This window comes from Pseudomonas sp. DP-17 (genome assembly GCF_022380625.1).
GTDB classification, from domain to species: domain Bacteria; phylum Pseudomonadota; class Gammaproteobacteria; order Pseudomonadales; family Pseudomonadaceae; genus Pseudomonas; species Pseudomonas nitroreducens_A.
Window position 1 is genome coordinate 352,515 of record NZ_JAKSXG010000009.1, and the last position, 24,380, is coordinate 376,894.

Sequence of the window (24,380 nt, forward strand, 5' to 3'; positions counted from 1 at the left end):
ATGAGAAAGTCCTTTTTGTTGCCCTCCTTGTCGTGGGCCGTTGCCGCCGTCGTATTGTCCGGCTGCTCCCTGATCCCCGACTACGAGCGCCCCGAGGCGCCCGTGGCCGCGGCCTATCCCCAGGGCGATGCCTACGGTGCGGCGCAGCCGGCCAACGCCTCTGCCGATATCGGCTGGCGCGAGTTCTTCAAGGACCCGCAACTGCAGCGGCTGATCGAAGTGTCGCTGGAGAACAACCGCGACCTGCGCGTTGCCGCGCTGAACATCGAAGCCTACCGGGCGCAGTACCGCATCCAGCGGGCCGACCTGTTCCCGGCGGTGGATGCCAGCGTCTCCGGCTCGCGCCAGCGCCTGCCAGCCGACCTGTCGCAGACCGGCAGCTCGATGATTAGCAGCCAGTACGGCGCGACCCTGGGCGTGACCGCCTGGGAGCTCGACCTGTTCGGCCGTCTGCGCGCCCTGCGTGACCAGGCGCTGGAAACCTACTTCGCCAGCGAAGAGGCCCGTCGCAGCACCCAGACCAGCCTGGTGGCCAACGTCGCCAACGCTTACCTGACGCTGCGCGCCGACCAGGCCCAGCTGGAGCTGACCCGCAATACCCTGGGCACCTACCAGAAGAGCTACGACCTGACCAAGCGCAGCTACGAGGTCGGTGTCGCCTCGGCGCTGGACCTGCGTCAGTCGCAGACCCAGGTGGAAAGCGCGCGGGCCACCCTGGCGCAATACACCCGCCTGGTGGCGCAGGACCAGAACGCTCTGGTCTTGCTGCTTGGCTCCGGTCTGCCAGCGGACCTGCCCCAGGGCCGCCAGCTGTCCGACGAGCTGCTGGCCACCGTGCCGGCGGGCCTGCCCTCCGACCTGCTGCAGCGCCGCCCGGACATCCTCCAGGCGGAGCACCAGCTCAAGGCGGCCAACGCCAACATCGGCGCGGCGCGTGCGGCGTTCTTCCCGAACATCAGCCTGACCGCCAACGCCGGCAGCCTCAGCCCGGACCTGTCCGGCCTGTTCGACGGCGGCTCCGGCACCTGGCTGTTCCAGCCTTCGATCACCTTGCCGATCTTCAACGCCGGCAGCCTGCGGGCGAGCCTGGACCTGGCCCGGGTGCAGAAGGACATCAACGTCGCGCAGTACGAGAAAGCCATCCAGACGGCCTTCTCCGAGGTCGCCGACGGCCTCGCCGCGCGCGGCACCTTCAACGAGCAACTGCAGGCGCAGCGCTCGCTGGTGGACGCCAGCAGCGAGTACTACCGCCTGGCCGACAAGCGCTACCGTACCGGTGTGGATAACTACCTCACCGTGCTCGACGCGCAGCGCTCGCTGTTCAGTGCCCAGCAGCAGCTGATCACCGACCGCCTCAACCAGCTGACCAGCGAGGTCAACCTGTACAAGGCCCTCGGCGGCGGATGGCAGGCCACGGCCGCTCAAGCCAAGCCGATCTCCAACGAGGCGCCGGAAGGCCGATTGTTCTGATCGCAAACAGCAACGCCGCCCTTCGGGGCGGCGTTTTTGTTTGGGGACAGGCGATGGCAACACGTCGGTCGGATAACCCGGGACGGGTAATCCGCCGCTACTGCTCTCGTAGGATGGCGTGGAGCGAAGCGATACCCATCGATTGGTACGTAGGGCGAATACCCTGAGTGGGTTGCCCGCCCCGATGGCGGATAACGCCACAGGCGTTATCCGCCCTACGGTGGCGCTCGGCGCGCGAGCATCCGGACTACCACATCGCGCTGCGCGTGGCCGGCTGGATCTGGTTGTCGGCCAGCCAGTCCAGCGCACATTCGCGCAGGCGCTCGCCCTGGTAGACGTACCAGGCCTGCAGCAGCTCCGGATAACCCATCAGCACGTGGCGGAACGCCTTGAACGGCTTGCGTCCCTCGATGGCGTTGGCCAGCGCGGAATAGGCGTGGGGTTCGGGTACTTCGCGCAGGAAGTCGCGCATCAGCTCCAGCGACTGACCGCTGCTCAGCGGCTCGATGGGCAGCAGGCGCTCCGGCTCGCGGTGCAGCAGTTCGGCGAGCTCCGGGTCGGGGTCGTCCTCCGGTATCAGCAGCACCTGGCCACTGAACAGGTCGAGGTAGTGATCGATACCCTGGGTATCAAGCGCGAAGGCCAGTTCGTCGATATCGATGGTCAGCGGGCGCATGGTCACTCTCCCTTCATGGCGAGTGTCCGATCCTACGCCATGCGCATGACAACTGTCCTGCCGTTATCGGCCGGAGCGGGCGTACCGACCGACAGGCGCGTCACAGGCGGAAACGTCCCACCTGCAGTTGCAGCTCGTTGCCCAGGCGCGCCAGTTCGGTGCTGGAGCTGGCGGTCTGCTCGCTGGCGGCGGCGGACTGGTCGGCGATCTCGCGGACCTGCACCACGCTGCGGTTGATCTCCTCGGCAACGCTGCTCTGCTCCTCGGCGGCCGAGGCGATCTGCAGGTTCATGCCCTGGATGTCGGCCACGGTGCGGGCGATCTCGCCCAGCGCCTCGCCAGCGCGGCGGGTCAGCTCCACCGAACTGCCGGTCAGGCGGCGGCTGTCGTCCATGCGCGTCACTGCATCCTGGGCGCCGCGCTGCAGGCCGGCGATCAGGCCCTCGATTTCGGCGGTAGAAGACTGCGTACGCTGGGCCAGGCCGCGCACCTCATCGGCGACCACGGCGAAACCGCGCCCGGCCTCGCCGGCACGGGCGGCTTCGATGGCGGCGTTGAGCGCCAGCAGGTTGGTCTGCTCGGCCACCGACTTGATCACGTCCAGCACGCTGCCGATCTTCTCGCTTTCCTTGCGCAGCAGTTCCATGGCCTCGGCGGAGCGATCCACCTCGATGGCCAGGCGGTCGATCTGGTTCACTGCGTCCTGCACCACCTGATCGCCCTGGCGGGCCTGCCGGTCGGCCTGCTGGGCGGCGGCGGAAGCCTGCTCGGCGTTGCGCGCGACCTCCTGCACGGTGGCAGCCATTTCATGGATGGCGCTGGCGACCTGCTCGGTTTCCACGCGCTGGCTGTTCACTCCGGCGCGGGTCTGCTCGGTGACGGCGGAGAGTTCGTCGGCAGCGGTGGCCAGCTGGCTGACGCTGCCGCCGATGTGGCCGAGCAGCTGCGACAGGCTCTCGCGCATGCGCAGCATTACCCGCTGCAGCTGGCCCAGCTCGTCGCTGCGTTGGAGGTTGAGATCGCGGGACAGTCCCTGGGACAGATCGCACTGGGCGATGCGCTCGGCCAGTTCCAGGGCTTCGTGCAGGGGACGGACGATCTGGCGGTTGATCGCCCAGCCTGACAGCATGCCGAAAGCCAGCGCCAGGATGGCGAGGATAATCTGCCGGGTCTTGGCGGCGGCGGTTTCGGCGTCGTTGCGCGCCAGGGTGTCGTCGTACAGGCGGGTGGCGGCGGTGAGCAGCGCTTCGCTGGCGCCGTTCAGGCCCTTGCGCGCTTGCAGGGTGGCGTTCACGCCATCGCGGAAGTGCTCGATGCCGCTGCGGTAGTTCTGCAGGTCCTTGAGCGCAGCGCCCAGGCCGTCGGCGGCGATGGCCGGCAACTGGCTCTGCAAGGCGGTGCCAGTATCGCGTAGCTTGTCGAAGGCGGCGAAGGCAGCCTGTTCGGCGCTGGCCGATTGTTCGAATACATAGCCGCGTACCTGGTAGCGCACCACCAGCAACTGCTGGTGCAGCTGGCCGGCAGCCTGGGCGCCTTGCAGGAGTTGTGCATCGCCGGGCTGCTCGGCGAGCAGCTCGAAGAGCTGCTTGTCCAGCGCTTCGAAAGCCTGCAGGGCGCTCTGCGCGCTGCCGACCAGAGTGCTGCGGGCCTGAGTGCGTTGGTCCACCGCACGGGTGAGGGCGCTGAAAGCTTCGCGGTATTGACTGACTGCCTGGCGCGCGGCTTCCAGCTGGCGGGCGTCGATGTCGCTTCCCTTCAGGCGTTGTTCGATCAGCTCCAGCATCTTCGTGCTGTGCTGTTCGACGCGCTCGGCCTGGCTGCGATCACCGCCCAGCTCGAATTGCAGGCGCGCGAGATTGGCCTGCTGGCTGAGGTCGTTGAGCTCGGTGATGGTCGCCATCTGCTTGCCGCGTTCGGCCTGGTTGTCCAGGCTGTGCAGGCCGCCTAGCAGCACCAGCAGGGTGAGGAAGAGAAGGATGCCGAAGCCCACTACCAGCTTCAGGCTGACGTTCAGGCGTCCCAGCTGTACTACTAGCCAATCGTACATGTCGCAAACTCCAGGCAGGCGTCGCCGCGGGATCGACGGCCCGTGGCTGGCAAGAGCGAAAGGTGCAGAGGCGAGGTGGAATTGTCGGGACGCATCTTCGTGCGTCAGAGGCTATCGGCGGCAGATTGAGAAACTGAAGGCGGGAATTCGTCGCGGCATATCGGACGCGTAGGCGCCGCGGGCGAGCTTTCGTAGGACGGCGTGGAGCGCAGCGATACCTGTCGCAGGCCGCGCCGATGGGATGATGGGTATCGCAAGCTCCACCCATCCGACAGTTGGGTCCTGCGCAAGGGGCTGGCAGACGCAGCTGTAAGGGCTGTCCATGGAAAAGGCCCGCATTGCGCGGGCCTTTTTCGTTGCGGAGGAATCAGACGCGGAAGCGGCTGACCAGTACCTGCAGCTCGTTGCCCAGGCGCGCCAGTTCGACACTGGAGGCAGCGGTTTCCTCGCTGGCGGCGGCAGTCTGCTCGGAGATGTCGCGCACGTTCATCACGCTGCGGTTGATCTCCTCGGCCACGGCGCTCTGTTGCTCGGAAGCGGCGGCGATCTGCTGGTTCATCGACTGGATGGTCGATACGGTGCGGGTGATCGCGCCCAGGCGCTCGCCGGCACGGCGGGTCAGGTCGACGGTGCTGACGGTCAGGTCGCGGCTGGTTTCCATCATCTGCACGGCCTGCTGGGTGCCGCTCTGCAGGCCTGCGATCAGCTCTTCGATTTCCTCGGTGGAGGACTGGGTGCGCTGCGCCAGGCCGCGCACCTCGTCGGCCACCACGGCGAAGCCCCGGCCCGCATCGCCGGCGCGGGCGGCCTCGATGGCGGCGTTGAGCGCCAACAGGTTGGTCTGCTCGGCCACGGCCTTGATCACGTCCAGCACGCTGCCGATCTTCTCGCTTTCGCGCTTGAGCTTGAGCACCGACTCGTTGGTGCGGCCGACTTCGCCGGCCAGGCGGTCCATTTGGGTCACGGCCTCATTCACCGCACCTTCACCATCGCGGGCCTGACGGTCGGCGGCGGAGGCGGCCTCGGAGGCTTCCTCGGCGTTGCGTGCGACTTCCTGTACGGTGGCCGCCATTTCGTTCATGGCGGTGGCGACCTGGTCGGTCTCGGTCTTCTGGTTGTTCACCCCGGCGCTGGTCTGCTCTGTCACCGCGGACAGTTCCTCGGCGGCACTGGCAATCTGCGTCACGCCGTCGTGGATACGGCCGATCAGTTCGCGCAGGGACAGGTTCATGCGTTGCATGCTCTTCTGCAGTTGGCCCAGTTCGTCGTGCCGGTTGGTGGGGATGTCACGGCTGAGGTCACCGTCGGCGATGCGCTCGGCATGGCCCAGCACCTCGCGCAGCGGATTGACGATCTGCCCGGTGATGATCCAGGCGGCGATGCTGCCCAGCACCAGGGCGATCGCCGCGGCCAGGCCCAGCAGGGTCTTGGCCTGGGCGACACCGGCGTCACGCTTGGCGGTCTGGGTGGTGGTCAGCTCGGCGCTGAGCTTCTCGATCTGCTGGCCGGCGTCGCGCATGCGGTCGCGGGCGGCCTGGCTGTCGTTGACCTCGTTGCGGTAGTTGGTCAGCGCGTTGCGGTAGGTCTCCAGCGCATCGAGGGTGGCGCGGAATTCGCCGGCGAGCTCGGCCGGCGAGGTGCTCATGTCGCTCTTCACGCCGTCGATCAGCTTCTGCAGGCCGGCGAAGGCGGGCTGTTCGAGGTTCTGCGCGTCGGTACTGGTGTAGGCCATGACCTGCAGGCGCGCCTGCATGACGGAGCGGCCGAGGCCGGCGAGGTCCTGCAGGTGCTGCAGGCTTTCCGTGCTGGCGCTGTCCACCAGCTTCTGTTCGGCCTTCTGCATGCCTTCGCTGACAGCGCTGGCAGCCTGGATCAATAGCTGCTTGGCGGCGTCGCGTTCTTCGAAGGACTTCAGCAGCTGGGTGTACAGCTTGCGGTACTCGATGCTCAGCTCATGCTGTTGATCGATGACGCGGCGGTCCTCGGCTTCGGTGAACTGTTCATTCAGTACACGGTGACGCTGGTCCAGCTTGTCCAGGGTATCGAGCACCAGCTTGGCGTCTTCCGGTGCGCGCGTGGACTGGAACTTCAGGCGGGCGATGCGCAGGTCCTTGGCAATCGCGATCAGCTCGGAAATCTCGCCGAGCTTGTCGCCACGGCTGATGACGTTGCTCAGGTTGATCCAGCCGGTGAGGGCGATCAGCAGGGTAAGCAGCAGCACCAGGCCGAAGCCCGAGGCGAGTTTGAGTTTGACAGTCAGGTTGTTGAACCAGCGAAACATGAGGGCGCTCCAGCGTTGAACAGGGCCGGTACGCAGGGCTGAGCAGGAAGTGCGCAGAGTGGGGACGACCGGTAGCCCAGATATCGGCTTCGCTGGCGGGAACTGAAGCGTTTCGGGTTATTTTTCTGACTGGTGGTTCACGCTGGAGGCCCCGTGGTTACTGGCCTCTAGCCATTTTTCGTTAGTACAGGCGTGCCAAAAGCGCGGTCACGGCGGTCTCGACGCGCAGGATGCGCTCGCCCAGCTGAACAGGGTTCAGGCCGGCCTCGCACAGCTTGTCGACCTCATAGGGAATCCAGCCGCCCTCTGGGCCGATGGCCAGGGTCACCGGCTCGCTCAGTGCACGCGGGCACTCGGGCCAGGGGCCGGGATGGCCGATCAGGCCGAGACTGCCGGCGGCCAGCGCGGGCAGGCGATCCTCGACGAAGGGCTTGAAGCGCTTCTCGATGATCACCTCGGGCAGCACGGTATCTCGGGCCTGTTCCAGGCCCAGGATCAGTTGCTCGCGCACAGCTTCGGGTTCGAGGAAGGGGGTCTGCCAGAAGCTCTTCTCCACCCGGTAGCTGTTGAGCAGCACCAGGCGCGGCACGCCCATGGCGGCGACGGTCTGCAGTACGCGGCGGAGCATCTTCGGGCGGGGCAGGGCGAGCAGCAGGGTGAGCGGCAGCTTGGCCGGCGGGGCCTGGTCGAAGCTGACCTGCAGCTCGGCTTCGCTGGCGTCCAGGCGCAGCAGGCGGCCTTCGCCCATCTGTCCGCCGAGGCGGCCGACGCGCATCCGGTCGCCGCTTTCGGCGCGGTGGACTTCCTGCAGGTGGGTCAGGCGGCGGTCACGCAGGATCACGCGGTCCGCCGCCACGAAGTCGGCGTCGTCGAGCAGCAACAGGTTCACGGGCGGGTGGCCGGCGGCTGGTCGCCCTTGGACGCTTCTTCCTCTTCCGGGCCGCGCTTGCGGATCAGGTGGCTGAACAGCACGCCGGCCTCGAACAGCAACCACATCGGCACGGCGAGCAGGGTCTGCGACAGCGGGTCCGGCGGTGTGAGGATCATGCCGACCACGAAGCAGCCGATGATCACATAGGGACGGATCTTCTTCAGGTAAGCCACGTCGACCACCCCGATCCACACCAGCAGCACGGTGGCGACGGGAATCTCGAAGGCCACGCCGAAGGCGAACAGCAGGGTAAGGAAGTCCAGGTAGCTGTTGATGTCGGTCATCGGTGTCACGCCTTCCGGGGCCGAGCCGAGGAAGAAGTGGAACATCAACGGAAACACCATGAAGTAGGCGAAGGCCATGCCGGCGTAGAACAGTACGATGCTGGAGGCCAGCAGCGGCAGGGCGACGCGTTTCTCGTGCTTGTACAGCCCCGGCGCGATGAAGCCCCAGACCTGGCTGAGGATCACCGGCATGGCGAACAGCACGGCGACGATCATGGTCAGCTTCAGCGGTGCGAGGAAGGCCGAAGCCGGGTCGATGGCGATCATGGTCGCGCCTTCGGGCAGGAAGCGGCGCAGCGGCTCGGAAGCCAGCGCGTAGATCTTCTGCGAGAAGTACAGCAGGCCGATGAAGATCACGAAGATCGCGATCACGCAGCGCAGCAGGCGGTTGCGCAGTTCGGTCAGGTGCGAGACCAGGGGCATTTCCTGGTCATGTTCGGGCTGGTCAGGCTTTTCGGCGCTCATGGGGTACGCGGCGTCTCGGACGAAGCGGGCGGCTGGCTCGCGGCGGTCGTTTGGCTTGGCTGGCCGGCTTCCGGCGCCTGCGGTGCAGCGGCAGGAGCCTCCACAGTGGCAGGCGCGAGGCCCGCCCCCGGCAGGCTGTTCAGCCGGCTATTGGGTGCGATGACCGGCGCTGCGGGCGACTCGGTAGAAGTGGCCTGGCCTTCCGGCTGGGCCGAAGGCTGCAGCGGATTGAAGGCTTCCCGAGCCTGGTCTTGCAGGTCGGTCAGCGGCGCCATCAGCTTCTTGGCTTCCTGTTCCATCTGCAGGATGTGTTCGTTGTGCAGCTGGCGACGGATTTCATCCGCGCCGAGCTCACGCTCCACTTCCGTCTTGATGGCGTTGAAGCTGCGCTTGAGCCGGCCGATCCACAGCCCGGCGGTGCGCGCGGCACCCGGCAGGCGGTCGGGGCCGAGCACCAGCAGGGCGACGAGACCCACCAGCAGCAGTTCGCTGAAGCTGATACCGAACATGAATCAGTCCTTGCGCGCCGGCTCTTCGACCTTCTGCGCCTGGGCGTCGATGGTGTGCGGCTGGTTCAGCGGCGGGTTGCCGGCAGCGGCATTCGGGTCTTTCTTCTCGTCTTCCTCCGTGTTCATCGCCTTCTTGAAGCCCTTGATGGCTTCGCCGACGTCCGAGCCGAGGTTCTTCAGGCGCTTGGTGCCGAAGACCAGTACCACGACGATCAGGATGACGACCCAGTGTTTCCAGTCAAAGATGCCCATCTTGTATTCCTCGCAAAGTTGTCGGGTTCAGGCTGACGGCTGGCGCGCGGCTTTCTCGTCATGCCCGGAAAGGCCGAAGCGGCGGTCCAGCTCGTCCAGTACCGCCTGCGGGTGCTGGCCGAGAGCGGCGAGCATCACCAGGGAATGGAACCAGAGGTCAGCCGTTTCGTAGATCAGGTCCGTGCAGTCACCGCTGGTGGCGGCGTCTTTCGCGGCCAGGATGGTTTCCACCGATTCCTCGCCGACTTTCTCCAGAATCTTGTTCAGGCCCTTGTGATACAGGCTGGCCACGTAGGAACTGTCCGGTGCGGCATTCTTGCGCGCTTCGAGGACTTCCGCCAGACGGGCGAGGGTATCAGTGCTCATGGGGTTTTCCTGTACCTACGTGGGAGTAGATGGCATCCGGGTCCTTCAGCACCGGGTCGACGGTCTGCCAGGCGCCGTTCTCGAACACCCGGTAGAAGCAGCTTTCGCGGCCGGTGTGGCAGGCGATACCGCCCAGTTGCTCGACCATCAGGATCACCACGTCGGCGTCGCAGTCCAGGCGCAGCTCGTGCAGCTTCTGCACGTGGCCGGACTCCTCGCCCTTGCGCCAGAGCTTGCCGCGCGAGCGCGACCAGTAGATGGCGCGGTTTTCGGCGGCGGTGAGGGTCAGGGCCTCGCGGTTCATCCAGGCCATCATCAGCACGCGGCCGGTGCGATGGTCCTGGGCGATCGCCGGCACCAGTCCATCGGCATTCCAGTTGATTTCGTCCAGCCAGTCTTTCATCTCGGGTTCCGTACAGCGGGCGCACACAGCGCCCAGAGCCACTTTGCAAGCCACTTGGTCCAGCGGTTAAGTGTGCCAGCCAGTGCGGCGACTGGCTATCGGCGCAGAATCAGATACAGACCACCGGCCAGCATTGCCCACGCCGGCCAGGCGGCGAGGCTGTGGGTGGCGAGGCCGGTTTCGGCGGCGCCGGCCACCAGCACTGCGCCGATCAGTCGCGCCGGCCAGGCGCTTGCGCCGGAGTCGTGGCTCTCGATGATCAGGCGCTTGTCCGGGTCCGGATCGCGCGACAGGCGTTCCAGCGTCTCGCGGGTCATCTGCGCCAGGTGGGGAATCTGCTCCAGGTGCTGCTGGGCATTGCGCAGCAGGGTGCCCGGGCTGACGCGCTCGCGCATCCAGCGCTCGAGGTAGGGCTGCGCCGTGGTCCACAGATCCAGTTCGGGATAGAGCTGGCGGCCCAGGCCTTCGATGTTCAGCAGGGTCTTCTGCAGCAACACCAGTTGCGGCTGCACTTCCATGTTGAAGCGCCGCGCGGTCTGGAACAGGCGCAGCAGCACCTGGCCGAAGGAGATGTCCTTGAGCGGCTTCTCGAAGATCGGTTCGCAAACGGTGCGGATCGCCGCTTCGAAGTCGTTGACCTTGGTTTCCGCCGGCACCCAGCCCGAGTCGATGTGCAGTTGGGCGACCTTGCGGTAGTCGCGCTTGAAGAAGGCGATCAGGTTGCGCGCCAGGTAGTCCTGGTCCTCGTCGGTGAGGCTGCCGACAATGCCGCAGTCCACCGCGATGTACTGCGGGCTCCAGGGCGTGCGGGTGCTGACGAAGATGTTGCCGGGGTGCATGTCGGCGTGGAAGAAGCTGTCGCGGAACACCTGGGTGAAGAAGATCTCCACGCCGCGCTCGGCCAGCGCCTTGAAGTCGGTGCGTTGGTCGCGCAGGGTCTCCAGGTCGGTGACCGGGATGCCGTAGATGCGCTCCATCACCAGTACCTTGGGGCGGCACCAGTCCCAGTAGACCTGGGGCACGTAGAGCAGCGGCGAGCCTTCGAAGTTGCGCCGCAGCTGCGAGGAGTTGGCGGCTTCGCGCAGCAGGTCCAGCTCGTCGTAGATGGTCTTCTCGTAGTCGCTGACGACTTCGGCCGGATGCAGGCGGCGGGCATCGGCGGAAATTCGCTCGGCGGTGCGCGCAAGGATGTGCAGCCAGGCGATGTCGGAGCGGATCACCGGTTCCAGGTTCGGGCGGATGACTTTCACCACCACTTCCTCGCCGGTCTTGAGCTGCGCGGTGTGCACCTGCGCCACGGAGGCAGAGGCCAGCGGCTCGCGCTCGAAGCGGGCGAACACCTGCTCGATCTTCGCCCCCAGCTGCTGCTCGATGAGCGCGACGGCCAGCTCCGGCGGGAAGGGTGGCACCTTGTCCTGCAGGAAGGCCAGCTCCAGGGCGATGTCGTCGGGCAGCAGGTCGCGGCGGGTGGAAAGGATCTGGCCGAACTTGATGAAGATCGGTCCCAGGTCCTCCAGCGCCAGGCGCAGGCGTGCGCCACGGCTGAGCGCCAGCGGCTTGCGCGGCAACCAGCGCCACGGCAGCAGGCCACCGGCCAGGCGCAGCCACCAGGGCAGGAAGGGCAGGTCGAGGACCATGTCGTCCAGTCGGTAGCGGATGGCTATGCGCTGGATGCGCAGCAGGCGGCGGATGGCGAGCAGCTTCATGCGTCGGGCTTGATCTTCTGGGTCAGGCGGTTGATCCGCGCGTCGAGGCGGTCGAGGGAAATTTTCAACTGGTCCAGCTCGGCGAAGCGGGCTTCGGCTTCTTGCTGGCCGACCAGGCTGCGGCTTTCCTCGGCGAGGTAGTCGGCGAGGCTCAGGCGCAGGCTTTCCAGGCTGTCGCCGGCCCAGGCCATGCCGCCGCGCAGGCGCGCGCCGAGCAGGTGCGCAGGCACCGGGCCGAGCCAGCGGGAGACTTCGTACTCCCAGTCCAGCTCCAGGCCCTGGAGGATGTCAGCCAGCTCCAGCAGCATCGCGCTGTCGCCGCCCATGGTCACTTCGGGGCTGTGAAGGACGCGGGTCTTGTCCTTGGCCAGCGCCAGTTGCAGCAGGTTGCCGGCGGGCGCGACGAGGGTGCAGTCGACTTGCGCCTCGTGGTGCGCGGCCAGGTGCAGGCCGTCGGCGTCGGGCAGGATGAACAGCCTGAGCGCGGGCGCCTGGCAGTCCACCTCCAGCACCTTGCCGGCAAGCCGGCCCAGGCGTTTCAGCGCCACGCCGTCGAGCCGCAGTACGCGATTGACGGTTGCCTCGGCGCCGGCCAGGGCGGCCTGCAGGAGCAGGGTCATCAGGGCTTGATGCCGCGGTGCAGGGCGACCACGCCGCCGGTCATGTTGTGGTAGGTGACGCGGTCGAAGCCGGCCTCCACCATCATCGACTTCAGCGTTTCCTGGTCGGGGTGCATGCGGATCGATTCGGCGAGGTAGCGATAGCTTTCGGAATCGTTGGTCACCAGCTTGCCCATCAGCGGCAGCAGGGTGAAGGAGTAGGCGTCGTAGGCCTTGGACAGCAGGCTGCTGGTGGGCTTGGAGAATTCCAGCACGAGCAGGCGGCCGCCGGGCTTGAGCACCCGCAGCATGGAGCGGATGGCTTCGTCCTTGTGGGTGACGTTGCGCAGGCCGAAGGCGATGGTCACCGCGTCGAAGTGGTTGTCGGGGAACGGCAGCTTCTCGGCGTCGGCCTGGACGAAACTGACGTTGCCGGCGACGCCGCTGTCGAGCAGCTTGTCGCGACCGACCTTGAGCATCGAGGCGTTGATGTCGGCCAGCACCACTTCGCCGGTCGGGCCGACCAGGCGGGAGAACTGGCGGGTCAGGTCGCCGGTGCCGCCGGCGATGTCCAGCACCCGGTTGCCGGCGCGCACGCCGGACAGCTCGATGGTGAAGCGCTTCCACAGACGGTGGATGCCGCCGGACATCAGGTCGTTCATCAGGTCGTACTTGGCGGCGACCGAGTGGAATACCTCGGCGACCTTCTCGGCCTTCTCGCTCTCACGCACGGTCTTGTAGCCGAAGTGCGTGGTGGGATCGGCGCTGTCCTGGCCGGCTTGGGGCTTGCGCGGTTCGCTCATGGCATTTCTACCCTGGAAGTCAGTGGCGGGCATTCTAACAGGAAGCAGAGAAAACGCCGCCTTGGTCAGGGCGCCGCCGGGGTGCGGCGATACGGCGCGGCGCGTATCATTTGGCAAGTCAGTCACTCGCGGAGTTCAAGAATGTCCCGTATCCACGTCGAACGTCATCACTCGCTGGGCCTGGAAGCCGCCCGCGCCAAGGCGCAGAAACTCGCCGACAAGCTCACCCGCGAGCACGGTGTGAACAGCGAGTGGCAGGGCGACACCCTGCTGTTCAAGCGCAGTGGCGTCGACGGGCGCATCGAGGTGGGCGCGGACAAGGTCGCGGTGGACGTGAAGCTGGGCCTGATGCTCTCGGCCATGGGCGGCCTGCTCAAGGGCGAGATCGAACGCGCGCTGGACAAGGCCCTCGCCTGATTCCCTGCGGCCCCGCTCCCCGCGGGGCCATGCCGTTTTCAAGCGGCGCCGGCTTTCCTACAAAGCCTGGTATGTGTTTTCTAATTTTCCCCGATACCTTGGCTCACAGTCCCGCCTGATGCGGGCAGCGTTCGACATCATCGAATCTGAACCCTGTGAGGTGCCACCATGGCCAAGGCCGTCAGCAAGAAGAAAGTCGTAGAACTCGAATCCTCTCTCTATTCCGATGCCAAGCACTATGCGCGGCAGATCTGGCTGGCAGGCCTGGGAACCTATGCCCGCGTGGGCGCCGAAGGCAGCGAATACTTCAAGGAACTGGTCAAGTCCGGCGAGTCCGTGGAGAAGAAGGGACGCGACCTGGTGAGCACCCAGATCGACGCCGCCAACGACAGCGTCAAGGGTCGCCTGCACAGCGTGAAGGCCAAGCTGAACTTCGAGAAGATCGAAGCGGTGTTCGATGCGCGTGTCGCCTCTGCCCTCAACCGAATCGGAATTCCCTCCAGGCGTGATGTGGAGGCGCTCTCTGCTAAGCTGGATGAGCTGAGCGCAGTGCTCGAGCGTGTCGCGAGAACCCAATAAGGAGAGCAGGATGGCTGGCAAAAAAACTACCGATAAAAAAGAGTCCAGTTGGATCGGCGAGATCGAGAAATACTCGCGGCAGATCTGGCTGGCTGGCTTGGGGGCCTACTCGAAGGTCAGCAAGGACGGCAGCAAGGTGTTCGAGACCCTGGTCAAGGACGGCGAGAAGGCCGAGAAACTGGCCAAGACCGAAGTCGAGGGTGCGGTGAAAACCTCCACCCGTTCCGCGAAGGCGCGCGTCGATGCCGTCAAGGGCGCCGCGATCGGCAAGTGGGGCGAGCTGGAGGAAGCTTTCGACAAGCGCCTGAACAGCGCGATCTCGCGCCTGGGGGTACCGAGCAGCCGTGAAGTGAAAGACCTGCACAGCAAGGTCGACAGCCTCACCAAGCAGATCGAGAAACTCACCGGCGTCAGCGTCAAGACCGCTGCCAAACCGGCCGCCAAGCCCGCAGCGAAAGCCGCCGCCAAACCGGCTGCGAAACCCGCTGTGAAGACTGCGGCGTCCAAACCGGCTGCCAAAGCCGCCGCCAAGCCCGCTGCCAAACCGGCCGCCAAGCCTGCCGCTAAAGCCGCCGCCAAACCGGCTGCCAAGGCTGCCGCGAAGCCGGTTGCCAAGGCTGCGACCAAGCCTGCCGCGAAACCGGCGGCCAAGCCCGCTGCTGCGAAAGCTGCTGCGAAGCCTGCCGCCAAGCCCGCTGCAAAACCGGCTGCTGCCGCCAAGCCTGCCGCTGCGAAACCTGCAGCCAAGCCGGCCGCGGCGAAGAAGCCTGCCGTGAAGAAACCCGCTGCACCCAAGGCCGCTGCCAAGCCGGCTGCTGCGAAACCGGCAGCCGCTCCGGCCGCCACCCCGGTACCGTCGGCTCCCGCCGCCGCGCCGGCCGTGACGCCGTCCGCCGCTGCTCCGGCAACGCCGCCGCCGTCCCAGGCCTGATCGGTCTGCTGCAATACCCGCGCCCGGCCTTGCGCCGGGCGTTTTCATTCTCCCTGGGAAAAAGCTTTCGCGGGGGCGTCAGGGCGTGAGGTAGCGCTTGGCGAGCCGCTCGGCGATCAGCTGCGAGTCCGGTCGCAGGTGCGGCGCCACCAGCATCATCACCTGGAACACCACCTGGCGGACGTCGCCGGCGTGGCCGAGGATGCGCTGGTAGTCGAGGGAGAACAGCAGGGTCAGGGTGATCTGTTCCACCAGTTGACCGAGGGCTTCGGTGTCGCTGAGCAATTCGCCCTGCGCCTTGAGCTGCGCCAGCAGGGTGGCCAGTGTGCGCTTGAGCTGGTTGAGCCAGGCGCGCACGCCGCGGGCCAGCCTGGGCAGGCGCCCGGCGAGGTTGGAGAGGTCCTGGAAGAGGAAGCGGTAGTGCGCCAGGCGCTCGACGATCAGGTGCAGGAACAGCCAATAATCCTCGGCGTCCAGGCGAACGTCTTCCGGCGGGTCGAGCAGCGGCGCCAGCTCGTCCTGGAAGCGCTCGAACAGCGCGAGTACCAGAGGCTCCTTGCCGTGGAAGTGGTAGTAGAGATTGCCGGGGCTGATGCCCAGTTCGGTGGCGATCTCCAGGGTTGAAACGTTGGGCTCGCCCTGTTCGTTGAACAGCTGCAGGGCGCATTCGAGAATCCGGTCGCGCGTTTTCATCCGTGTTCAGGTTCCAGCCGCAGTGGGCCGACGATAGCCGCGGGCAAGGGTGGATGCCAATGGTCTCGCGGCAAACTTCTGCATGGAGCGCTCTTTGCGCTCCGCTCCAACGGACGCCGGGAGAACTTTTCGCAGGATGGCGTGGAGCGCAGCGATACCCATCAATTCGACGCGCCGATGGCAGGGGTATCGCTGCGCTCCACCCATCCTACAAGAGCCTTCCACGGTGCCTGAACAACCCGCGATGGGGTGGCACACTCAGCGTACGTGCACGTAGGTACCCGGCGCGGCTTCCTTGACCGGGTATTCGGCGTTGCCCAGCTCGAAGTGCACCGGGCGGCGTTCGCCCGATCGTTCCTGGATCCATTCCAGCCACAGCGGCCACCAGCTGCCCTCCTGGCGCTTGGTGTCGTAGTACCAGGCGCGCGGGTCGGAGCTGATCTTGCCGTTCTCGAAGTAGCATGCCTTGGGGTTGCCTGGCGGGTTGAGGATGCTCTGGATGTGGCCGCTGTTGGACAGCACGAAGCGGGTATCGCCGCCCAGCAGTTGGGCCGAGCGGTACACCGCGTCCCATGGCGTGATGTGGTCGGTGATGCCGGCCACGTGGAAGTTGTCCACTGCCACCTTCTTCAGGTCGATGGCCGTGCCGTTGATTTCCATGGCGCCGGGGCGGGCCAGTGGGTTGTGCTTGAAGAAGTCGAGGAAGTCGCCATGCAGCGCGGCAGGCAGGCGCGTGTTGTCGTTGTTCCAGTAGAGGATGTCGAAGGCCGGGGGTTGCTTGCCCAGCAGGTAGTTGTTGACCCAGTAGTTCCAGATCAGGTCGTTGGGGCGCATCCAGGCGAATATCTTCGCCATGTCGCGTCCATCCAGCACGCCGTGCTGGTAGGAGCGGCGCTTGCTGGTTTCCAGGGTCTGCTCGTCGGCGAACAGCGCGGCGGGAGTTTCCACCTGGCTGTCCAGCAGGCTTACCAGGTAGGTGGCGCTGGCAATCTTGCGCAACTGCCGGCGCGCTTGCAGGTGGCCTTGCAGCGCGGCAATGGTCAGGCCGCCGGAGCAGGCGCCCAGCAGGTTGACGCTGCGGCTGCCGCTGATGGAGCGGCACACGTCGATGGCCTCGTCCAGCGCGGTGACATAAGTCGACAGGCCCCACTCCCGATGGCGCGCGTCGGGGTTGCGCCAGCTCACCATGAACAACTGCAGGTTATTTTTCAGGGCGTACTGGACGAAGCTCTTTTCGGCCGTCAGGTCGAAGATGTAGAACTTGTTGATCTGCGGCGGCACGATCAGCAGCGGCCTGGCATGCAGGTGCTCGCCCATCGGCTTGTACTGGATCAGTTCCAGTACCTCGTTGCGGAACACTACCGCGCCGGGCGTGGTGGCCAGGTTCTGGCCGATCTCGAAGGCGCTGCGGTTGACCTGGCTGGGCATGCCGCCGTTGTGCATGAGGTCGTCGAGCAGGTGCTGCGCGCCTTTGAGCAGGCTCTGTCCGCCGGTGTTGAACAGCTCCTTCACCGCCAGCGGGTTGAGCAGGGTGTTCGATGGCGAGGCGGCGTCGGAGAGGATCGACAGCAGGAAGCGCGCGCGGGCGCGGTCGTCGCTGTTCAGGTCGCTCTCGTCGACCCAGGCCAGCAACTGCTTCTGCCAGGCCAGGTAGGCCTGCACGGTGCGCCGGTAAAAGGGATTCAGGTGCCAGGACGGGTCCTGGAAGCGCGCATCCTGCGGGTTGGGCTGCAGCGGTGAATCGCCGATCAGCACCTTGCCCACCTGCTTGCCGAAGGCTGCCAGGTGCCTGGCCGAATGGACCGGATGGCGTACGCCCTGCAGCGCCAGCATGCGCAGGGTGGACAGCATGTCCTTGCCGCGCAGGCCGACCATCGCGCTCTGCGCATTCATGTATTGGGTGGGGACGGGGACGCTACCCGGTTCAGCTTTCTCTCGCATGAACAGCACTCCGTAAAGGGTCCGACCTGCCAAAGGCGGAAGCAAGGGCTGTACCGGAGTGGGGAGGAGCCCGGTCCAGACGCTTGTCGCCGGTTCGAGGGTGTGCACGGGTATCGACGCGAGAGGGCTACTGCACGAAAACAGGGCAGTGGATCAGCAGCCGGGTTGCCCTGCGGTCACCTGCAAAGGTGGCCGCGGCGGTCCCGAATCAGGCGCTACGTATCGATACCCGTGGACACGCCTGTTTGTTGTTCGGCTCTGTATAAAAAAGTGCCTGCGCAGCGATCGGTCAAGGCAGGATGCCCGCCGACTGTGACGAAGCTGTGATGCTTCAGCTGGCCTTCGGGGCGAAAGGCCGTGGGTGAATGACCGCGCGCTGCCGTTCTTCCTGGAGGAACTTCATGATGATCGGTGCCACGGTTTCCGCGCGGGTCACCAGGAACAGGTGGCCGTCGTCGATCACGTGCAGCTCGGAGTTGGGGATGCGCCAGGCGATCATGCGCATGTTGATCAGCGGGATGATCGGGTCGTCGTCGCCGGCCAGGATCAGCGTCGGCTGACGGATCTTGTGCAGCCAGTGGATGCTGGTCCAGCCAAGTCCGGCGAACAGCTGCCAGTAGTAGCCCATCTTGCCGGACGAGCGAACCTTGCTGGCGAAGGCCATGGCCAGCTTCGGGTCGCGGCGGAAGGCGCCGCCGTAGATGTCCGGGGCGATGTGCACGCCATAGGACGGCTGGATGTAGCGCCGTGGACTGGCCATGCGCCAGAGCACCCTGGGCTTGCCCGGCACCATCACCGCGCCGGCGGCGGTGGCGGCGAGGATCAGCTTCTTGCAGCGCTCGGGGTAGTCATGGGCGAACTGCTGCGCCAGCGCGCCGCCCCAGGACACGCCGATGGCCGTCACCTGGCCGTAGTCCAGGTAGTCGAGCATCCGCGCGGCCAGCTTGGCCAGGCCGGGGAAACGGTACGGCGTGCTGGGCGTGGACGAGCCGCCGACGCCGGGAACGTCGAAGGCGATCACCTCCAGATCCGGGTCCAGCGCGGCGACGAAGGGGAAAACCAGTTCCAGGTTGGCGCCGATGCCGTTGAAGATCAGCAGCGGCGTCATGTGCTTCTTGCCCGGACGCACGGCGGTGCGGATGGTCTGCCCGTCGAGTTCGATGGTGCGGAACTCGAAGGGCTGCGCCGCCGGCGCCTTGCTCGGCAGGATCTCCTCTGCGCTGCGTTTGCTGCGCGCGCGCCGGCTCGGCGGCGCGGCCACTTCCAAGGCCTGCGACGATTCAGGAGGGTTGGCGTCGTCCACGGCGCCGGCTTGCGGGAGGAGTTCTGTTTTCATCGTTCGTGCACGTAGGTTCCGGGAGCGGCTTCACCAGCCGGATGGGCCTTGCTGCCCAGCACGGTCGGCGCCTTGCGCGTCTTGCCCGAGCGCTCGGCCAGCCAGTTCTGCCAGTGCAGCCACCAGGAGTCGGCGTGCTTGCTGGCGTTTTCCTGCCAGGTCTTCGGATCGGCCGAGAGTTCCGGGCCGGTCATGAAGCGTGCCTTGGGGTTGCCTGGCGGGTTGAGGATGCTCTGGATGTGACCGCTGTTGGACAGGATGAACTCACACTTGCCGCCCAGCAGGCGCGCGGAGCGGTAGCAGGCCTCCCAGGGCGTGATGTGGTCGGAGAGGCCGGCCACGCAGTAGAAATCGCAGGTGACCTGCTTGAGGTCGATCGGCGTGCCGCCGACTTCCAGCGCGCCGGGGCGACCCAGCGGGTTGGTCTTGAACATCTCCACCAGCTCGCCGTGCAGGGCGGCCGGCAGGCGCGTGGTGTCGTTGTTCCAGAACAGGATGTCGAAGGCCGGCGGCTCGTTGCCCAGCAGGTAGTTGTTGACCCAGTAGTTCCAGATCAGGTCGTTGGGCCGCATCCAGGCGAACACCTTGGCCATGTCCTTGCCTTCGAGCACGCCGGACTGGTACGAGCGGCGCTTGGCGGCTTCCAGGGTCTTCTCGTCGGCGAACAGGGCGATCTGGGTATCCAGTTCGAAGTCCAGCACGCTGACCATCTGGGTGAAAGCATTGACCTTGTGCTCGCCCAGGGCCGCGTAGTGGCCCAGCAGGGTGACGGTCGTGATGCCGCCGGAGCATGCGCCGAGCATGTTCAGGTCCTTGGCGCCGGTGATGGCCAGGACCACATCGATGGCTTCCTTGAGCGCCTCGATGTAAGTGGTCAGGCCCCACTCGCGCTGCGCCTTGGTCGGGTTGCGCCAGCTGACGATGAAGGTCTGCACCTGATTGCGCAGGCAGAAGCGCGCCAGGCTCTTTTCCGGCGACAGGTCGAAGACATAGAACTTGTTGATCTGCGGCGGCACCACCAGCAGGGGGCGCTCATGCACGCTCTCGGTGATCGGCTTGTACTGGATCAGTTCCAGCACATCGTTGCGGAACACCACCGCTCCTTCGGTCAGGGCGAGGTTCTTGCCGACCTCGAAGGCATCCATGTTGACCTGGCTGGGCATGCCGCCGTTGTTCACCAGGTCCTTGGCCAGATGGGTGAGGCCGTCGAGCAGGCTCTTGCCGCCGGTCTCGAAGAAGCGTTTGACCGCCGCCGGGTTGGACAGCGTGTTGGTCGGCGCCATGGCCTCGGTCATCAGGTTGATGACGAACTGTCCGCGGCTGATGTCCTGGGCGGACAGGTCGCTGTCGCCGATCCACGCGTGCAACTCCTTGCGCCAGGCCAGGTACGTCTGCAGGTAGCGGCGGTAGAGCGGGTTCTGGCTCCAGGCCGGATCGTTGAAGCGGCGGTCGTCGTCCGAGGGCTTCAATTCGGATTTGCCGAGCAGGACATTCTTCAGCTCCAGGCCGAAGTGGGTCACGTGCTTGGCGCTGTGGAAGGGCTGCTTGATCGCTTGCAGCAGCACCATCCGGGCAGAGGTGAGCAGGTCCTTGCCGCGAATTCCGATCACCGGGTTCAGGGCGAGGGTATTTTCCGCGGCTTGCTGGGGTAGATCGCTGTTGTTCTTCTGGGTCATCGGCGACGCTCCATTGTCCTGAGACGCATACTGGCGGGGCTCACCTGGGTGACGTAAGGCCAAGTACTGCTCGGGGTTGCGGAACGTGGAGACAGCTCCACGCGATTCATCTACTTGGCGGCATCACTGGAACTTCAGGTGACCACGCTCGGTGCACTGTAACTCCGTACATTGCACTGCCTTGGTTACCCGAGTTTCCTTCGCCGCGCAAGCTGGTGCAGCGTGGGCCTTCTCCTAGGAGTATGTCGGGAAAAGTTAGAAAACGCGCCCTAGAGCGGGGGCATCTCGCCAATTCCCTGACGGCGAACACGCAGGCAGCAGTCTGCATCGGGAATGTTGCAAATGGCGTGCCCTGGAGCGAGTGCCCGACGAAGGTTGGTGCGGAGGCGGAGGCGGGGAGGAAAGATCGAACGAGTTGGAGGCGCGGGCCATGCCGCAATCGCGTCCCTGGGGCGTTCCTGTCCGGGAATGCAGAATTGGGGTTTTGGAGCGCCGATAGGAGCAACAGTCTTTCTCTGAAAGTCCGTGCCGTTGACTCCCTCTCCCTTCAGGGAGAGGGCGAGGAGAGGTCGCCCCGGCGCGATATTTCAGGTAGGAGCGGATTCCTCCTCGATGGTTGAGCGTGCCCTGGGGCCGATCGCGGTCGGAGTCCGCTCCTACGCAGTCGGGAAGTGTGGTGTACCGCTAGAGCATCAGCTTGACCACGGATTCCGACGGGTCGCGCGACTTGCCGGCCTTCTCCAGCTGCGCCAGGTAGTCGGCCCACATTTCGTCGTGGCGCACGCAGAGTTCGTACAGGTAATCCCAGGTGAACAGGCCGCTGTCGTGGCCGTCGTCGAAGGTCAGCTTGAGCGCATACTGCCCGGCCGGCTCCAGGTTGTTCAGGCCGACGTTCAGCTTGCCCACCTGCAGCACCGGGTTACCGTGGCCCTGGACTTCCGCCGATGGCGAATGCACACGCAGGAACTCAGCGGACAGCTCGTAGGATTGCTCTCCATAAGTCAGCGAAAGCTTCTTCGAGGCCTTGTGCAGCTTGATGGCGGAAGGAATGCGCATGGACGGCTCCTGAACGGCGATTCCGGCATTGTAGCGCCGGCAGAAAAACAGCGGGGCGCCCTGAGGCGCCCCGTCGCAGCGATGTGGATCGCTCAGAGGATGTAGCGCGACAGGTCTTCGTCCTGGGCCAGTTCGCCCAGGTGACCGTTGACGTAGGCCGCGTCGATCACGATGGCCTTGTCGCTGTGCTCGCTGGCGAGGTCGGCGGCGTCGAAGGACACTTCTTCGAGCAGGCGCTCGAGCAGGGTGTGCAGGCGACGGGCACCGATGTTCTCGGTCTTTTCGTTGACCTGGAAGGCGATCTCCGCGAGGCGCTTGATGCCGTCGGCGGCGAACTCGATGTCCAGGCCTTCGGTCTTCAGCAGCGCGGTGTACTGCTCGGTCAGCGAGGCGTGCGGTTCGCTCAGGATGCGCTCGAAATCGCTCGGGCTCAGGGCCTTGAGCTCGACGCGGATCGGCAGGCGACCCTGCAGTTCGGGTACCAGATCGCTGGGCTTGGACAGGTGGAACGCGCCCGAGGCGATGAACAGGATGTGGTCGGTCTTCACCATGCCGAGCTTGGTGTTCACCGTGCAACCCTCGATCAGCGGCAGCAGGTCACGCTGCACACCCTCGCGGGAGACATCGGCGCCGCCGACGTTGCCACGCTTGGCGATCTTGTCGATCTCGTCGATGAAGACGATGCCGTTCTGCTCGACCGCTTCCAGGGCGCGGGCCTTGAGATCCTCTTCGTTGACCAGGCGCTGCGCTTCCTCGTCGCGGATCAGCTTCATGGCCTCGGCGACCTTCAGCTTGCGGCTCTTGCGCTTGCCCTTGCCCATGTTGGAGAACAGGTTCTGCAACTGGTTGGTCATCTCTTCCATGCCGGGCGGGGCCATGATTTCCACGCCCGAGGGGATGTCGGCGACCTCGATGTCGATTTCCTTGTCGTCCAGCTGGCCTTCGCGAAGGCGCTTGCGGAACAGCTGGCGGGTGTTGGAATCCTCGCGCGGCGGCTCGTCACCGAAGCCGGTGGTGCGCGCCGGCGGCAGCAGTGCATCGAGAATGCGCTCTTCGGCGGCGTCTTCGGCGCGGTACTTCACCTTCTGCACTTCCTGCTCGCGGAGCATCTTGATCGCGGCGTCGGCGAGGTCGCGGATGATCGACTCGACGTCACGGCCGACGTAGCCGACTTCGGTGAACTTGGTCGCTTCCACCTTGATGAAGGGGGCGTTGGCCAGCTTGGCCAGGCGCCGGGCAATCTCGGTCTTGCCGACGCCGGTCGGGCCGATCATCAGGATGTTCTTCGGCGTTACCTCGGCGCGCAGCTCGGCCGGCAGCTGCATGCGCCGCCAGCGGTTGCGCAGGGCGATGGCGACGGCGCGCTTGGCGTCGTCCTGGCCGATGATGTGGCGGTTGAGTTCGTGGACGATCTCGCGGGGAGTCATGGACATTGGACGGGCTACTCCGGAACGACAGCGCTCAGACGGCGCTGTCGAGCTCCTCAAGGGTCAGGTTCTGGTTGGTGAACACGCAGATGGAGCCGGCGATGTTCAGCGCGGTCTCGGCGATCTCGCGGGCGCTCATGTCGTCGCTGCCTTTCTGCAGCAGGGCCAGGGCTGCTGCCTGGGCGAAGCCGCCGCCCGAGCCCATGGCGATGAGGCCGTGCTCGGGTTCGACCACGTCACCGTTGCCGGTGATGATCAGCGAGGCGTCCTTGTTGGCCACGGCCAGCATGGCTTCCAGGCGGCTCAGGGAACGGTCGGTACGCCAGTCCTTGGCCAGCTCGACAGCGGCGCGCACCAGGTGGCCCTGGTGTTTTTCCAGCTGCTGTTCGAAGCGTTCGAAGAGGGTGAAGGCATCGGCGGTGGCGCCGGCGAAGCCGGCCAGCACTTCACCGTGGTACAGGCGACGGACTTTCTTCGCGTTGCCTTTCATCACGGTGTTGCCCAGGGAAACCTGGCCGTCGCCGCCCATGACGACTTTGCCATTGCGGCGGACAGATACGATGGTGGTCAAGGGTCTTACTCCACACTAGCGGGGCGATGTGCCCGAATGCAGAGTCAGATGGGGACTAGGAAGGCGGGGTTCAAGTCCTGCGCCGGACGAGTAGCGCGCATTTCGCGCGCCGCCCGTCGGCGCAGGCCCTGGCGTGGCCGGGTTTCAGCGGGTCTGGCGCTGCTGTAACAGCAGGTTGCTGAAACCGTTGCCGGCCAGTTGTTTCTGCGCGGCTGAGGCCTTGGCGCGGTCGCCGTAGGGGCCGACCATGACGCGGTACCAGGTTTCGTCACGCACGGTGCCGGATTCCACGCGGGCGTTCTGGCCCATCATGATGATCTGCGCGCGCAGGTGGTCGGCGTCGGTCTGCTTGCGGAACGAGCCGGCCTGCAGGTAGTACTGCGTGGCGGCCACGGCTGGTGGCGGCGTCGGCTTGGCCGGTGCGGTGTCGCTGGTCGGAGCCTGCGGCAGCGCCTGCTTCTGCGCGCTGGCAACCTGGGTCGCGGGCGGCGTGGCGGGCGTCGCCGGCTTGACCACCGCGGGCGGCGGCGGATTCTGCCCGCTCAACGCGGCCAGGGCGCGCTGGGTGTCGATCTTCTCGGCTTCTTCCTTGGTCGCGACCACGGTCGCCGGCTGCTGCGGCTTGGCCGGCGGCGGCACGGCTTCCGGCGGCACGGCGACTTCCGAGCCGGGCAGCAGGGTGTAGAAGTCGTACTTGGGCTTCACCCCGGTCGGCGCGGCCGGTTGTTGCGGCTGCACGGTGCCGGAGGGCTTGTTGGAGCCGACCACGGTCTTGGGCGCGTCCGGCTTCTCGCGTTTGACGTCGTTGCGACCCGGCTCCAGCTTCATCAGGAACATGATGAAGCCGCCGATGGCCAGGCCGGCGACCAGCCAGACCCAGCCGGGGACCGAACTCTTCTTGGCCGGGGCCTGGTAGCGGCTGGCGCCGCGCTTGGGAGCGGGTTTCTTCTTCGCCATGGGT

The 24,380-nt window shown here is 65.9% G+C and carries 24 protein-coding genes; 4 read left to right on the top strand and 20 right to left on the bottom strand.

The window, feature by feature from the left end; all coding sequences use genetic code 11:
• Positions 1 to 1,470: an AdeC/AdeK/OprM family multidrug efflux complex outer membrane factor gene (locus tag MJ122_RS16125; protein WP_088415973.1), complete on the top strand. Its 1,470-nt coding sequence runs from the start codon at positions 1 to 3 to the stop codon at positions 1,468 to 1,470.
• Between the two features lie 247 nt (positions 1,471 to 1,717).
• On the opposite strand, the gene MJ122_RS16130 is transcribed toward MJ122_RS16125, so the two are convergent.
• The 12 genes from MJ122_RS16130 to ubiE form a co-directional block, all read right to left on the bottom strand.
• A complete protein-coding gene (locus MJ122_RS16130) occupies positions 1,718 to 2,146 on the bottom strand; it encodes a UPF0158 family protein (RefSeq protein WP_088415974.1) in 429 nt (142 codons plus the stop codon).
• A 100-nt stretch (positions 2,147 to 2,246) separates the two neighbouring features.
• Entirely contained in the window at positions 2,247 to 4,193 is a 1,947-nt protein-coding gene (locus MJ122_RS16135) for a methyl-accepting chemotaxis protein (protein ID WP_239744797.1), read from the bottom strand.
• 367 nt (positions 4,194 to 4,560) lie between these two features.
• Complete coding sequence (locus tag MJ122_RS16140) at positions 4,561 to 6,474, bottom strand: methyl-accepting chemotaxis protein (protein WP_239744798.1); 1,914 nt, start codon at positions 6,472 to 6,474, stop codon at positions 4,561 to 4,563.
• Between the two features lie 181 nt (positions 6,475 to 6,655).
• Entirely contained in the window at positions 6,656 to 7,363 is a 708-nt protein-coding gene (locus MJ122_RS16145; RefSeq protein ID WP_239744799.1) for a 16S rRNA (uracil(1498)-N(3))-methyltransferase, read from the bottom strand.
• Positions 7,360 to 8,154, bottom strand: a complete 795-nt coding sequence (gene tatC / locus MJ122_RS16150; protein WP_239744800.1) for a twin-arginine translocase subunit TatC — start codon at positions 8,152 to 8,154, stop codon at positions 7,360 to 7,362. Before tatC ends, MJ122_RS16145 begins: the two co-directional genes overlap by 4 nt.
• Entirely contained in the window at positions 8,151 to 8,663 is a 513-nt protein-coding gene (tatB, locus tag MJ122_RS16155) for a Sec-independent protein translocase protein TatB (RefSeq protein ID WP_239744801.1), read from the bottom strand. The genes tatC and tatB overlap by 4 nt, the downstream gene beginning before the upstream one ends.
• A 3-nt stretch (positions 8,664 to 8,666) precedes the next feature.
• A complete protein-coding gene (locus MJ122_RS16160; RefSeq protein WP_017520155.1) occupies positions 8,667 to 8,915 on the bottom strand; it encodes a twin-arginine translocase TatA/TatE family subunit in 249 nt (82 codons plus the stop codon).
• 27 nt (positions 8,916 to 8,942) lie between these two features.
• The gene (locus MJ122_RS16165) at positions 8,943 to 9,281 is read right to left on the bottom strand and encodes a phosphoribosyl-ATP diphosphatase (RefSeq protein WP_065086256.1); all 339 of its coding nucleotides are present in this window, start codon (positions 9,279 to 9,281) and stop codon (positions 8,943 to 8,945) included.
• Positions 9,271 to 9,684, bottom strand: a complete 414-nt coding sequence (gene hisI, locus MJ122_RS16170; RefSeq protein ID WP_017520157.1) for a phosphoribosyl-AMP cyclohydrolase — start codon at positions 9,682 to 9,684, stop codon at positions 9,271 to 9,273. Before hisI ends, MJ122_RS16165 begins: the two co-directional genes overlap by 11 nt.
• Positions 9,685 to 9,779: 95 nt before the next feature.
• A complete protein-coding gene (gene ubiB / locus MJ122_RS16175; RefSeq protein ID WP_239744802.1) occupies positions 9,780 to 11,390 on the bottom strand; it encodes a ubiquinone biosynthesis regulatory protein kinase UbiB in 1,611 nt (536 codons plus the stop codon).
• Entirely contained in the window at positions 11,387 to 12,013 is a 627-nt protein-coding gene (locus MJ122_RS16180; protein ID WP_239744867.1) for an SCP2 sterol-binding domain-containing protein, read from the bottom strand. The genes ubiB and MJ122_RS16180 overlap by 4 nt, the downstream gene beginning before the upstream one ends.
• Positions 12,010 to 12,792, bottom strand: coding sequence for a bifunctional demethylmenaquinone methyltransferase/2-methoxy-6-polyprenyl-1,4-benzoquinol methylase UbiE (gene ubiE, locus MJ122_RS16185; protein ID WP_017520160.1), 783 nt, complete (start codon positions 12,790 to 12,792; stop codon positions 12,010 to 12,012). The genes MJ122_RS16180 and ubiE overlap by 4 nt, the downstream gene beginning before the upstream one ends.
• A 141-nt stretch (positions 12,793 to 12,933) precedes the next feature.
• Here ubiE and MJ122_RS16190 point away from each other — a divergent pair, with 141 nt between their 5' ends.
• From MJ122_RS16190 to MJ122_RS16200, 3 genes are all read left to right on the top strand, one after another.
• Entirely contained in the window at positions 12,934 to 13,209 is a 276-nt protein-coding gene (locus MJ122_RS16190) for a polyhydroxyalkanoic acid system family protein (RefSeq protein ID WP_017520161.1), read from the top strand.
• Positions 13,210 to 13,377: 168 nt separating this feature from the next.
• The gene (locus MJ122_RS16195) at positions 13,378 to 13,788 is read left to right on the top strand and encodes a phasin family protein (RefSeq protein ID WP_017520162.1); all 411 of its coding nucleotides are present in this window, start codon (positions 13,378 to 13,380) and stop codon (positions 13,786 to 13,788) included.
• A 10-nt stretch (positions 13,789 to 13,798) separates the two neighbouring features.
• Positions 13,799 to 14,719: a phasin family protein gene (locus tag MJ122_RS16200; RefSeq protein WP_239744803.1), complete on the top strand. Its 921-nt coding sequence runs from the start codon at positions 13,799 to 13,801 to the stop codon at positions 14,717 to 14,719.
• Between the two features lie 78 nt (positions 14,720 to 14,797).
• On the opposite strand, the gene MJ122_RS16205 is transcribed toward MJ122_RS16200, so the two are convergent.
• From MJ122_RS16205 to MJ122_RS16240, 8 genes are all read right to left on the bottom strand, one after another.
• A complete protein-coding gene (locus MJ122_RS16205; protein WP_239744804.1) occupies positions 14,798 to 15,412 on the bottom strand; it encodes a TetR/AcrR family transcriptional regulator in 615 nt (204 codons plus the stop codon).
• Positions 15,413 to 15,670: 258 nt separating this feature from the next.
• Positions 15,671 to 17,353, bottom strand: coding sequence for a class II poly(R)-hydroxyalkanoic acid synthase (gene phaC / locus MJ122_RS16210; RefSeq protein WP_239744805.1), 1,683 nt, complete (start codon positions 17,351 to 17,353; stop codon positions 15,671 to 15,673).
• Positions 17,354 to 17,684: 331 nt separating this feature from the next.
• Positions 17,685 to 18,689: a poly(3-hydroxyalkanoate) depolymerase gene (phaZ, locus tag MJ122_RS16215; RefSeq protein WP_239744806.1), complete on the bottom strand. Its 1,005-nt coding sequence runs from the start codon at positions 18,687 to 18,689 to the stop codon at positions 17,685 to 17,687.
• Positions 18,686 to 20,365, bottom strand: a complete 1,680-nt coding sequence (phaC, locus tag MJ122_RS16220) for a class II poly(R)-hydroxyalkanoic acid synthase (protein WP_017520167.1) — start codon at positions 20,363 to 20,365, stop codon at positions 18,686 to 18,688. Before phaC (MJ122_RS16220) ends, phaZ begins: the two co-directional genes overlap by 4 nt.
• A gap of 684 nt (positions 20,366 to 21,049) precedes the next feature.
• Positions 21,050 to 21,421, bottom strand: a complete 372-nt coding sequence (locus MJ122_RS16225) for a DUF971 domain-containing protein (RefSeq protein ID WP_017520168.1) — start codon at positions 21,419 to 21,421, stop codon at positions 21,050 to 21,052.
• A 92-nt stretch (positions 21,422 to 21,513) separates the two neighbouring features.
• A complete protein-coding gene (hslU, locus tag MJ122_RS16230; RefSeq protein ID WP_017520169.1) occupies positions 21,514 to 22,854 on the bottom strand; it encodes an ATP-dependent protease ATPase subunit HslU in 1,341 nt (446 codons plus the stop codon).
• A gap of 28 nt (positions 22,855 to 22,882) precedes the next feature.
• Positions 22,883 to 23,419 (bottom strand): ATP-dependent protease subunit HslV, encoded by a 537-nt coding sequence (gene hslV / locus MJ122_RS16235; protein WP_017520170.1) that lies wholly within the window; start codon positions 23,417 to 23,419, stop codon positions 22,883 to 22,885.
• A 144-nt stretch (positions 23,420 to 23,563) separates the two neighbouring features.
• Positions 23,564 to 24,376: an SPOR domain-containing protein gene (locus MJ122_RS16240; protein ID WP_239744807.1), complete on the bottom strand. Its 813-nt coding sequence runs from the start codon at positions 24,374 to 24,376 to the stop codon at positions 23,564 to 23,566.
• Between the last annotated feature and the right edge of the window lie 4 nt (positions 24,377 to 24,380).